Below are 12,823 nucleotides of genomic sequence, written 5' to 3'. Positions count from 1 at the left end.
TTCTCCCTACTTTGCGACCCCTGGCTCCTGCATGAACAGCGCCATAGATTCAAGATGCCCGGTGTGGGGAAACATATCCAACATTCGCACCTGAGCAAGACGGTAACCGGCGGCTAACAACACCTGACTATCCCGTGCCAGCGTGGTGGGATTACACGAAACATACACCACCCGCTTTGGCGCCAGTTTGACTATATGTGACATCACCCCGGCAGCACCTGCGCGAGCGGGGTCTAATAATACTTTATCGAATCCTTGCATCGCCCACGGCTGACGACTGATATCGGATTCCAGATTTTCATGAAAAAATGACACGTTGGCTAATGCATTGTTCTGCGCATTATACTGCCCATTAGCCACCAGCTCCGCAACTCCTTCCACCCCGACAACTTCACGCGCACGCTTTGCTAGCGGCAATGTAAAATTACCCATGCCGCAGAAGAGATCCAGTACCCGCTCGTCAGGTTGTACATCAAGCCATGCCAGAGCCTGAGCCACCATTTGTTGGTTGACCGTATCATTGACCTGAATAAAATCCCGTGGATGAAATGCTAAGCGTAGACCGTCTATCTGGTAATAGGGGTCCTCACCAAAGAGTTTTTCCAGATTCTCGCTGTCGGCAGCCAGATAAACGGCAACCCCCTCCCGCAGGGCAAAATCTGTAAGCGCTGCACGATCTACCTCATTAAGGGTATCAAGGTGACGTAAAACCAGCAACGGCCCATTATCAGCCAGTACCAGTTCCACATGCCCTAACCGGCGCACAGCCTGTAAGGCAGATAAACATTGATAGAGCGGATGTAGCAGACGCTCCAATTCAGGCCGCAGGACGGGACAATGTTTTATGCTAACCAAGTCGTGAGATTCAGTTTGATGGAAGCCCATTTGTAATCGCTGCTGTTTTGGCTGATAGAGCAACCCCAACCTCGCCCGCCGCCGATAACCATACTCTGGCCCACAGATAACCGAGTCTAATGTAGGGCAGCCCCCCGTGGCCTGCACCAGCAGTCGCCTGAGCGAATCTACTTTGCTATCTTGTTGCAACTGGCTACAAGCGTGCTGCTGCTGACAGCCTCCACAAATTCCAAAGTGAGGGCAAGGAGGAGCCACTCTTTCGCTACATTGGTTCAACAAACGTTTAAGTTTACCGCGACCATACTGGCGTTTTTGCTCGATCAGCTCAATTTCAGCTTGCTCTCCCGGTAGAACCCCGGGGATAAAAATAGCTTTGCCTTTATCGCGTGCAACCCCCTGACCAAAGGGATCAAGAGAATTTACTGTCACAGTTATCGTTTGTCGGGTCGTCACACGTCGGTTTGGAGAGTAGAATTGCGCCATATTGATTGATCAAGCACTGGTTTTGTAAGCTGCCGATTCTCCCACATTGGAATACCATGACCAAATACAGTCTTCGCGCGCGCATGATGATTTTAATCCTGGCCCCCACGCTGCTTCTTGGGCTGTTACTCAGTACTTCCTTTATGGTAAATCGTTATAATGAGCTTCAAAAACAAATAGTTAATGCAGGCACTAATATTATCGAACCGTTGGCGGTTGCCAGTGAATATGGCATGACCTTTCGCAACCGCGATACTGTCCGTCAGTTGATTAACCTGCTTCATCGCCGTCACTCGAATATTGTTCGGTCAATATCCGTTTTCGACGCAGATAACAATCTTTTTGTCACATCTAACTATAATTACAATTCCTCACAATTAAGGTTACCTAAAGGTGATTCTATCCCTGAGTCGCTGATGCTCTCTTATCGCGGCGACTCGCTGATTATGCGAATGCCTATTGTCTCGGAATCCAACTTATCCAGTGACAGAGTCTCGGATTCGGATATAACCCATCAGCCACTAGGCTATATCGCCATAGATTTGGATTTACAATCGGTGCGTTTGCAGCAATACAAAGAGATCTTTATTTCAACCCTGCTGTTGCTGTTTTGCATGTGTGTGGCGATTTTGTTTGCTTATCGTTTGATGCGCGATGTTACCGGCCCAATCCGTAACATGGTGAATGCTGTTGACCGTATTCGTCGAGGGCAATTGGATAGCCGGGTCGAAGGACATATGCTCGGCGAGCTGAATATTCTGAAAAATGGTATCAATTCGATGGCGATGTCGTTGGCGGCCTATCACGAAGAGATGCAGCAAAATATCGATCAAGCAACATCTGATTTACGCGAAACACTGGAACAGATGGAGATACAAAATGTCGAGCTGGGGCTGGCAAAAAAACGGGCACAGGAAGCGGCACGCATTAAGTCGGAGTTTCTGGCTAACATGTCTCACGAGCTACGAACTCCGCTAAATGGTGTCATTGGTTTTACGCGCCAAACGTTGAAAACGTCGCTAACCCCCACACAAACTGACTATTTGCAGACTATCCAACGTTCAGCCAACAACCTGTTATGTATCATTAATGATGTTCTCGACTTCTCCAAACTGGAGGCCGAAAAACTCATTCTTGAACACATTCCCTTCCCACTACGTGGTGCACTGGATGAAGTCATTATCTTACTGGCACACACCGCACATGAGAAAGGGCTGGAGCTGACACTGCATGTTAATAATGATGTCCCCGAGCAGGTAGTCGGGGATGCGATGCGTTTGCAGCAAATTGTCACGAACTTGCTCGGTAATGCGATTAAATTCACCGAACAGGGCAATATCGATATTCTGGTTGCTGTGCAGGCGAAGACGGCACAACAAGTCACTCTGGTGGTAGAGATTCACGATACGGGCATTGGTATTTCTGAATCCCAACAGGCTCAGCTATTCCAGGCTTTTCGTCAGGCAGATGCCAGTATCTCGCGTCGACACGGAGGGACCGGTCTTGGATTGGTCATTACCGAAAGATTGGTCAAAGAGATGGGGGGCGATATTAGCTTTCACAGCCAAGTGGATCGCGGCTCAACCTTTAGGTTCCATCTCACACTGGATCTTAACGAAACCCTCTCTTATCGCCATCCTGATATGTCGTACTTAGAGGGGAAAACACTCGCCTATGTTGAGCGCAATACTTGTGCAGCAAGGGCCGCGCTAGATATTCTGAGTGTCACGCCCTTGCAGGTCACTCATAGTCCGTCGTTAGCGCAATTACCGCGCCAACATTATGATTTCCTGCTGGTTGGGGTACCCATTCCGTTCCGTAATAATATGGCGGTTCATCAAGATAAACTGGTAGCGGCGCTGAAAATTTCCGAGCGCGTAATTCTGGCCCTACCAAGCCAGTCACAGGTGGAGGCAGAGCAACTTAAACAGCTCGGTGCCAAAGCATGTCTGGTCAAACCTTTGTCATCGAATAGATTGATTCCATTACTGTTATCTGAAGAACCTCACAGTGAATTACCCGTAGTGGAGCAAGCGGACAAGCTGGCTAAATTACCGTTTAAGGTAATGGCAGTTGACGACAATCCAGCTAACCTAAAACTCATTGGCACCCTGCTTGAAGAACAGGTCGAAGAGACCGTGTTGTGTGACAGTGGCGCGAAAGCCATTGCCTATGCCCGAGAAAACACGCTGGATATCATCTTAATGGATATTCAAATGCCTGAAATTGATGGTATCCGTGCCAGCGAAGTCATTCATCAGATGTCCCATCATCTGGATACACCCATTATTGCAGTCACCGCCCACGCCGTAAGAGGCCAGCAAGAACAGTTGTTAAAACTGGGGATGGCTGACTATCTGGCAAAACCGATTGATGAAGCTCGATTAATTCAGGCACTTTCCCGCTTTCAGCATGATAGTTCAGCCCCCCTTCTGGCGCAGGCTACTCACCTGCCGGTACTGCAATCTGAATGTGATGGGGCGATAGATTGGCCACTGGCAGTCAGGCAAGCAGCCAATAAAGAGGCTCTCGCCAGAGACCTGTTAACTATGTTATTAGAATTTATGCCGCAAGTAATAGGTCGCGTGCAGGCTATATTGGCAGGCAGTCATGACAACGATATTCTGAACCTAATTCATAAGTTCCATGGCAGTTGTGCATGTAGCGGTGTGCCGCGACTGAAGCAATTGTGCATGACAATTGAGCAGCAATTGCGCCAGCAAACAGATTTACAAGACTTGCAACCTGAATGGCTTGAATTATTAGATGAGATAGAGAATGTTCGCTATGCTGCCAAAAGCTATTTAGGTACTGCTTAGCACACCTCCGCTTCAGCATAAAAAAAGGGCACAGTCATAATGAACTGCGCCCTTTTGGCGTTATTAATGCCGATTACTGCATTAATAAATAGAGTGAAGTGTCACCACGCTGAATATTCAGCGCCAGCACTGATGGTTTGGTATCGAGAATCTTCCGAAGCTCACCCAGATTTTGAACTGACTGCTGGTTAATCCCCATGATGATATCGCCTTTTTTCAGGCCAATACGTGCAGCGGCAGTGCCGGCTTTCACGCTATCAACTTTCACACCTTTTTTACCATTAACATCAGAGTTACTCAGCTCCGCACCTTCAATTCCAGTATAGAGATTACCGGAATCAACCTGAGTCTGGCTGCTCTGCTCTAAGGTCACTTCCACATTGACAGGTTTACCGTCACGTAGCAGACCTAAGGTCATTTTACTGCCCACTGGCAGAGTACCAATCTCAGCACGGAAACCTGCGAAGCTATTGATTGCTTTACCATTCATGCTGACAATCACGTCACCAGCTTTGATCCCGGCTTTGGCCGCCGCAGATTTTGGCAAGACCTGACTGATAAAGGCACCTTTCTGTGCATCGACATTCATGGCTTTGGCCAGCTCAGAGTTCAGCTCGGTGCCCATAATGCCCAATTCACCACGTTTCACCTGACCAAATTCAACCATTTGAGATGTCAGGTTTTTCACCATGTTACTTGGGATAGCGAAACCAATACCGATGTTACCACCATCTGGTGCCAGGATCGCAGTGTTGATACCAATCAGCTCACCGTTCAGGTTGATCAATGCGCCACCGGAGTTACCACGGTTAATCGCGGCATCAGTCTGGATAAAGTTTTCGTAGTTTTCCACGTTCAGACCACTGCGCCCCAAAGCAGACACGATACCGGATGTTACGGTTTCACCCAGACCATATGGGTTACCGATAGCAACGGTATAATCACCCACACGCAATTGATCAGAATCTGCGATTTTAATTGCAGTCAGATTTTTAAAATCTTTTAACTGCAATAACGCGATATCAGTTCGCGGATCTTTACCGATCACTTTTGCTTCATAGCTACGGCCATCGCTCAGTTTAACGCTGATTTTAGTCGCATTATCTACCACGTGGTTATTGGTAACGACATAACCTTTGGCAGCGTCAATAATGACACCTGAACCGAGCGCCCGGAAATCCTGCTTGCTAGGTGATCCCCCTTTGCCACCCTGCCCGCCCTGACACATCGGGGAGCCTTGGAACGGTGAACCGTCTTGACAGAACGGCGAGTCATCACCAAAGAACTGCTGGAACTGTGGTGGCACACCACCAGCACCGGAGTTGCTAACCTGGGTGCTACCCTCCACGTTGATGCTCACAACAGAAGGCATCACTTTCTCTAGCATTGGCGCCAGGCTAGGGAGCTGCTGGCTGCTAGAAGAGGCCGTCTCTGCCGAAATAGCAGAAGAAACCGGCCCCATGGCTAAACCGATGCTCAATGCCAATGCACTTAACACTAAAGTTGTTTTTTTCATGTATTCTGGTTCTCGCTGTACAATTAATAAGGGGTCAATAAATGGTATATATACCCAAAGAAATTGAAGTTGCAGCTAACAACCTGGCAGCTTCAGAGACAAAGGGTATAACTGACTTATATCCAAAATAATTGACGTAGCAGTCAGTGAGCAATCGCGCGAATCCTAATGAGCGAACTAAAGCTCAACGGTAGGGATGGGTCGAGTAACGAAAGCCACTCACTACGCGGCAACGCCAAGAGAAGGATATAGCCGTCTTGCATAGTAAGATTAAATATGGGGGATGAAGTTCATAGAACCAATAATCGGAATAGTAAAAAATATTGTCCGTCTTTACAAAACTACAGTTAATTAAACGGACAACTTACTTTGCTTGGATACTATTCCGCAGCCATCAATCGCCGATATTCATCATAAGCATAAAGATCCGTCATCCCACTGATATAATCCTGAATTAAGCGAGCACGATAATAATATTCATAGATCTCATGTTGTTCTGACGATAAATTACGTAACCGCTCTGTCGATTCTGCATAAGCCAAGCGATGCTTAGTAGACAATTTATGGAATAACCGCGTCTCAATAGGATACTGGCGGTGGCTGTCTTCTGCCACTAACTGTGTAAAGGCCGTTTGCGGCATAGATAATAGTGGGCTATAAATATCAAGTAGCCCACTAATAACTCTATATCCTTGTAATTCAAGCTGTTCTACTTCAGGATGATTAAACACATGTTTTACTGCCACCTTTTTAAAAATTTGCAGTAATTTACACGCGGGGCTGGAGTCTTCTAATAATGCCTGATTAAACGAGCCAGAAAATACCGTGGGTAAATTTTCAATAAACCGTTGTGCTGCATGGGGAACTAACTTCCCGACAGTATTTACCCGTAAATACATAAAGAATTGATCTTCCGAACTGCGCCGGCCTTGCCCGCGACCTAATTGCCGAAATGCGCCACCAACAACTTTATCAAACAAGTCACCATGGGTAACTTCGCCCCACTCTTGCATCATATGATCGTAAAGTTGCTCGACACTGAAAATACTTTTTTCTACTGCATCTTCTAAGTCAGCAATACAATAAGAAATATCATCAGCAGCTTCCATAATATATGTCAGAGGGAAACGATTGAACTCTCCCATATTGAGTTCACGACGTAAATCTTTAACATAGTCTTCTTCAGCCAGATAAAACCCTGGTTTCTTCATCAAATAGTGATGAGAAGCAGGAATATCGCCTGACCAATACGCCGGTTTGGTATATTTAAGAATGCATCCCACCTGAGCATAAGTCAGATTCAGTTTTAATAAACTGTAAACCAACCGAATGGCTTGTGCGTTACCTTCAAACTGGCTTAGGTCATGGCGGATTTTACTGCGTAGGATATTAAGTTCTGTTTCCCCTTCCCGCAGCCTTAATGCATTAACCTGGCAATGATCCTTACCACGAGGTTCCGCACCACCGCCGTTAGGGTCCATCTGTTTTGTAAACCAGTTATTGATAGCTGATTCACCAAAATGACCAAAGGGAGGATTACCGATGTCATGCATCAGGCAAGCCATTTCCACTATGCTTTCAAAGGGATCAAGCAGCTTATCCAGCCCATAAGCTGTGATTTTTTTATCCTGCTTAAACCGATTAAGGATCTCTTTGGCAATGTAACGCCCCACTTGTTGCACTTCCAACGAATGGGTTAAACGGCTACGAACAGCGGCATTACGTTCCAGTGGGAAGACCTGCGTTTTTTGCTGCAAACGCCGAATGGCCGCAGAATTCACAATCCGACCCCGATCACTTTCAAATACTCGGGTAATCTCATATTCATCTTCCGCCGAACTGGATTTACCAAACGGCCGCTGAAAACTGATTTTCTGCTTAAAGTCGATCCCGGACATGTTATCCCCCTGATCATTTAATATAAACAGTGATACCGACTCCCGCCAACAGATGCAATTGATTACGCATGAACTGCGGCACATTACGCATTATCTTTGCTGAGCTACCCGGATATCTCACTTAACTGATAAACTGTGCGTTGATAATTACAACTTAATCCACTCTTTAAAATCAGCGGGTATCCATATGAAAGTAGGCATTATTGGTGCAATGGAGCAAGAAGTTACGTTGCTGCGTGATAAAATTGAAAATCGCCAAACCTTGGCGCGAGCAGGTTGCGAAATTTACACTGGTAAACTCAATGGCGTTGATGTCGCATTACTAAAATCCGGCATTGGTAAAGTCTCTGCGGCCATGGGAACAACATTGCTGTTAGAGCATTGCCAGCCAGACGTGGTAATCAATACCGGCTCTGCGGGTGGCTTAGCCTCCAGTTTGAAAGTGGGTGATATCGTTGTTTCTAACGAAGTTCGCTATCACGATGCTGATGTGACCGCATTCGGCTATGAAGCAGGCCAAATGGCCGGTTGCCCTCCCGCTTTCATTGCTGATGCTGAGTTGATTGCACTGGCAGAAAGCTGCATTAATCAATTGAACTTACATGCAGTACGCGGCCTGATTTGCAGCGGCGATGCCTTTATTAATGGTTCAGCCCCCCTGGCCCGTATCCGCGCGGCCTTCCCGTCGGTGGCAGCAGTCGAGATGGAAGCCGCCGCTATCGGCCATGTTTGCCATCTGTTCAAGACACCTTTCGTTGTGGTTCGTGCGATTTCTGATGTGGCTGATCAGGAGTCTCACCTGAGCTTTGAAGAGTTCTTAGTGGTCGCCGCTCAGCAGTCGACGCTTATGATCGAAGCCATGTTAACCACACTGGCTAATCGCAATTAATGGTCCGTTCCCGTATTTTCTCCCTATCACGAGCAGCAATAACGTTGTTGCTCGGCCTGTTTTCGTTTGCCCTGTTTGCACCATACGCAGTGGCAGTAGAGCGGATTATCAGCTTATCCCCCAGCACCACCGAACTGGCTTATGCCGCGGGATTAGGCGATAAACTGGTTGCAGTAAGTGCTTACTCTGATTACCCGGAAGCGGCTAAAAAGCTTGAGCAAGTTGCATCCTGGCAAGGCGTGAATGTCGAACGTATTTTGGCATTAAAGCCAGACTTGATCCTCGCGTGGCGTGGCGGTAATCCACAACGCCCGCTTGATCAACTCGCCGCCTTTGGTATTCCAATTTTCTATTCTGATCCGGTAAATATTGATCAAATTGCTGGTGATCTGGATAAATTGGCGCAATACAGCCAGCATCCTGAACAGGCCCACCAAGCCGCAGCTCAACTCCGTCAGAAGGTTACTGAATTACGTCGCCACAATGCCCGTAACACGCCCTTGCGTACCTTTTTACAGTTTGGTACTCAGCCGCTGTTTACCAGCTCTGGGCATACGTTACAAAGTGAGGTTATTTCCCTGTGTGGTGGAGAAAATATTTTTGCTGGCAGTCGTGTTCCTTGGCCTCAAGTCAGTCGGGAACAAGTCATGACACGCCAACCACAGGTGATCGTAGTCAGCGGTGACCAGCCACAGGCTGATAATGTCAGAGACTTCTGGCAACCTCAGCTTGCAATTCCTGTTATAACGCTGAATGAGGACTGGTTTAATCGTTCGGGTCCGCGTATCCTGCTGGCCGCTGAACAGTTGTGCCAACAAATGGCCAGCGTTCAATCCCCCGTGGCGGAGTCACATTAATGCTGGTTTATTGGCTGGATATTTTAGGTACTGCGGTATTTGCTATCTCTGGTGTATTGCTAGCGGGGAAGTTGCGTATGGACCCGTTTGGTGTGCTGGTTTTAGGGGTGGTGACGGCTGTCGGTGGCGGAACAATCCGCGATATGGCCTTGGCCAATGGCCCGGTTTTTTGGGTGAAAGATCCTACTGACTTGGTGGTTGCAATGGTGACCTGTCTGGCAACCATTTTGTTGGTGCGTCAACCTCGTCGAACACCGAAATGGATCCTGCCGGTGCTTGATGCTATTGGTCTGGCAGTGTTCGTCGGTATCGGCGTCAATAAAGCCTTTGCTGCTGGTGCCAGCCCGCTAGTGGCTATCTGTATGGGTGTTATAACCGGAGTCGGCGGTGGGATTATCCGCGATGTATTAGCCCGCGAGATCCCAATGATCCTGCGCACTGAAATTTATGCTACCGCCTGCATTATTGGTGGTATCGTTCATGCTACCGCGTTCTATACTTTTGGTATGCCCTTACAACAAGCAATGATGCTGGGCATGGTGATTACGCTCGGTATCCGGCTTGCAGCTATCCGCTGGCGTTTAAAACTACCCACATTTGAAATAGAGCACTAATAGAGTGATTGGTCTAATTTGTATGATCTAAATCTTCAAGTTTTTAAATAATTAGCCGATATATCTATCCAAAATAATTGGCCCTGATAGCTAACAACGCTGCGGCGTCAATAAGCAGGATATCCCCATTTAGCTGGCTGAATGGGACACCGACAGATAAAAATGCAGTCATAAATCATGAAATATTTTTTGTTTACGTTTTGGCTGGCATTTATTGCCAGTCCGTCGCTGGCTCAGGGGCTAAGCGGCACAATAGAATTAAGCTTAACTATCGTGCCATCTTGTCAGGTGCAATCACCGAATCAAAATGAACACATAGCGAATGATGCAAAAGTAAATTATCCACAAATACACTGCCAACGAGGAGGTGGCTTGGTTAGCGAACCTAAAATCAGCCATTCTTTTATTGCGACAGATGGCTCATTACTCAGCCAAACCAGTAACAGCCAGATGACACAGTTGATCACTGTAGAATGGTAATATTCAGATGAAAAAAACCGCAACTGTTAAAGTTGCGGTTTTTTATCGGAAATTTAGTGGACTAATTATAGCCAAAGTCATTGGTGTTACAGCAGGGCAGCAAACGAACGACAAATCAGTCAGAAGCGATTTGAACAGCATTGATGCTAGCCCGTAGAGTGTACCTTCAAAATGAGGCTCACTAATCCCGATGAGCTGGCCCAATTCAGTGGTTCGGGTAAGTGAATACAGCTAACGTCGCTGTAGCATCAAGGACACAGGATAAATTAAATGCTGAAAGAAGAACCGCAACCACAAGTACTTTTCGCATTCGGGTTCGTCACAATAAAGCGTGAACCTTCCAACCCTTCGGTATAATCCACCGCACCGCCGACCAGATATTGCAGGCTCATCGGATCAACAACCAATTCCACGCCTTGCTTTTCGATGGTCATATCCCCATCGTTGATTTGATCATCGAAAGTAAAACCATACTGGAACCCGCTGCATCCGCCACCGGTAATATAAACCCGCAGCTTCAGATTCGGATTTTCCTCATCAGAAATCAGCAGTTTAACTTTCTTAGCTGCTGCCTCAGTAAACTGTAGGGGCAGTACTGTTTCATCGCTCATACTCATCACTCCCAACCGGTGTTCGAGTTGCAGGTTACTACAATGGCAGCCTGATCTAATCATCAATTATCTAATACCTGAGTAATTCATTCAAGTATTGCTGGCTAATGTTATATATTATCTACCTGTTTGAGTATCATTTTCAACCACCGGTTGTTGTTGTTCACTCGCAGATGCAGCCTGCTCTTGTCTTTGTAATGTGCGGGCTAAAATAGCTGAATACAAGGGCTTACCCCCCATAAATTGTGCTATTAATGTGGCGCCCAAGCAGGTCACTATCATCGGTAAAATAAGCTGATAATTATCGGTCATCTCCAACACCAAAACTATCCCAGTCAGTGGTGCACGTACCGATGCAGCAAACAGCGCCCCCATCCCGGCAATAGCAAAAGTCCCGGCCTCAATGCCGTATTCGGGGAAAAAATACGCACAGGACAAGCCGAAAGCGGTGCCCAAAATAGTTCCTAAAGCCAACATTGGGGCAAATATCCCGCCAGGTGCACCAGAACCAAAGCACAATAGTGTCGTAATAACTCGAGCAATAAAAATGAATAGCAACATGCCGATACTGAAGTTACCGGCTGCCGCAATAGGAATTAATGCAAAACCGCCCCCCACAGCCTCGCCATGAAACAATGCCAATAAACCACACATTCCTCCCAGCAGGCCGCCAAGCAAAACTAACTTGCGCCAATCACCACCATGGAAACGCATGAACATATCCTGCGTGCGGAATATTAACGCATTGAACATTACACCGATGGCACCGAAAATAATCCCCAGCACAAGGTAAAGCCATAATGTGTCCAGTGGCACTTCGCTCATTTTACCGACATTAATAACCGCATGTTCACCGTTAAAATAGCGGTAGACGATAGTAGATGTTATCACCCCGACAAATACGGCTTTGATTGATACCAGACTGTAGCGGAACTGAGAGCGCATCTCTTCAATAACGAACAAAATCCCCGCCAGCGGGGCATTGAAGGCCGCAGACAACCCGGCAGCTGCACCGGTTGCCAGCAATGAATGACGTGCTTCAGGGCTGTGCAGACGAAAGATATCGACAATCATCCGCCCGCTATTACCCCCCATCTGTACCATCGGCCCTTCCCGGCCTAACACCATGCCCGCCCCTAATGTTCCAAGGCCGCCAATAAATTTAACCGGAATAACCCGCCACCAGCGCACTGGCCGCATCTCCTCCATTGCCCCTTCGATTTCAGGAATACCTGAACCACCAGCCTCAGGAGCAAAACGACGCACCAAAAAATAACCTACCATCGCCAGCAGCGCCGACATAACGAAAGCCAACGGCCATACCAAAATTGCGTAATCCGCGACTTTGGCCAGCGTTGCCAACCTTTGTTGTTGGATCCAATCGACGCCGCGATCAAAAGCCACAGCCAGCAAACCGGTAACAACCCCGACCACACCAGCCATGATAAGAATAACCAACGGCGTTTTATCACGATTAACCAATGCTCGAATAAAACGACCCCGTTTGAGTTCAGTAACGCCTTCAGCAGGCATTGGTTGCGTTGAATCAGTCATGATTAGTCTATTTATCAATTGAGTAATAAGTAATACAAATGAACAGTAGTCTGAGTTTAGACTACATCATCATGATGTGCCTGCTTAAACGTCGATGAAACGCTCTGGCTTAGAACGTAAGTTTAGCGATGAAAGTTTCGGATATGCGGCACGTCGCGCAAGCTAGCAGTTAATTATGCCCAATCATTTGATAACCGCGGCCAGTTCTTTAGAATAGGCACCATTGTCTATTGTTATAGCTGATGTT

General features: G+C 47.2%; 10 protein-coding genes. 5 read left to right on the top strand and 5 right to left on the bottom strand.

Features of this window, described 5'->3' with window-relative positions:
- Positions 1-6: 6 nt before the first annotated feature.
- Complete coding sequence (gene rlmD / locus V1956_RS06395; protein ID WP_442824919.1) at positions 7-1,338, bottom strand: 23S rRNA (uracil(1939)-C(5))-methyltransferase RlmD; 1,332 nt, start codon at positions 1,336-1,338, stop codon at positions 7-9.
- 56 nt (positions 1,339-1,394) lie between these two features.
- On the opposite strand from rlmD, the gene barA reads away from it, so the two are divergent.
- Positions 1,395-4,157, top strand: a complete 2,763-nt coding sequence (barA, locus tag V1956_RS06390) for a two-component sensor histidine kinase BarA (RefSeq protein WP_442824918.1) — start codon at positions 1,395-1,397, stop codon at positions 4,155-4,157.
- Between the two features lie 73 nt (positions 4,158-4,230).
- On the opposite strand, the gene degP is transcribed toward barA, so the two are convergent.
- Positions 4,231-5,673, bottom strand: coding sequence for a serine endoprotease DegP (degP, locus tag V1956_RS06385; RefSeq protein ID WP_083160432.1), 1,443 nt, complete (start codon positions 5,671-5,673; stop codon positions 4,231-4,233).
- Positions 5,674-6,053: 380 nt separating this feature from the next.
- The gene (gene dgt, locus V1956_RS06380) at positions 6,054-7,571 is read right to left on the bottom strand and encodes a dGTPase (protein WP_083160434.1); all 1,518 of its coding nucleotides are present in this window, start codon (positions 7,569-7,571) and stop codon (positions 6,054-6,056) included.
- 187 nt (positions 7,572-7,758) lie between these two features.
- Between dgt and mtnN the strand changes: the two genes are divergently transcribed.
- From mtnN to V1956_RS06360, 4 genes are all read left to right on the top strand, one after another.
- Positions 7,759-8,460, top strand: a complete 702-nt coding sequence (gene mtnN / locus V1956_RS06375; RefSeq protein WP_372558047.1) for a 5'-methylthioadenosine/S-adenosylhomocysteine nucleosidase — start codon at positions 7,759-7,761, stop codon at positions 8,458-8,460.
- Positions 8,460-9,317, top strand: a complete 858-nt coding sequence (gene btuF / locus V1956_RS06370) for a vitamin B12 ABC transporter substrate-binding protein BtuF (RefSeq protein WP_420070874.1) — start codon at positions 8,460-8,462, stop codon at positions 9,315-9,317. Before mtnN ends, btuF begins: the two co-directional genes overlap by 1 nt.
- Positions 9,317-9,931 (top strand): TRIC cation channel family protein, encoded by a 615-nt coding sequence (locus V1956_RS06365; protein ID WP_019211026.1) that lies wholly within the window; start codon positions 9,317-9,319, stop codon positions 9,929-9,931. Before btuF ends, V1956_RS06365 begins: the two co-directional genes overlap by 1 nt.
- A 177-nt stretch (positions 9,932-10,108) precedes the next feature.
- Positions 10,109-10,411, top strand: coding sequence for a hypothetical protein (locus V1956_RS06360; protein WP_372568694.1), 303 nt, complete (start codon positions 10,109-10,111; stop codon positions 10,409-10,411).
- A 266-nt stretch (positions 10,412-10,677) separates the two neighbouring features.
- Here V1956_RS06360 and erpA read toward each other — a convergent pair whose 3' ends face one another.
- A complete protein-coding gene (erpA, locus tag V1956_RS06355) occupies positions 10,678-11,022 on the bottom strand; it encodes an iron-sulfur cluster insertion protein ErpA (RefSeq protein WP_004706254.1) in 345 nt (114 codons plus the stop codon).
- Positions 11,023-11,139: 117 nt separating this feature from the next.
- Complete coding sequence (clcA, locus tag V1956_RS06350; RefSeq protein ID WP_420074248.1) at positions 11,140-12,576, bottom strand: H(+)/Cl(-) exchange transporter ClcA; 1,437 nt, start codon at positions 12,574-12,576, stop codon at positions 11,140-11,142.
- Between the last annotated feature and the right edge of the window lie 247 nt (positions 12,577-12,823).

The sequence above is a fragment of the Yersinia sp. 2540 StPb PI genome (assembly GCF_052217165.1).
Lineage (GTDB): Bacteria > Pseudomonadota > Gammaproteobacteria > Enterobacterales > Enterobacteriaceae > Yersinia > Yersinia enterocolitica_E.
This window is presented reverse-complemented; position numbering and strand designations above follow the sequence as displayed.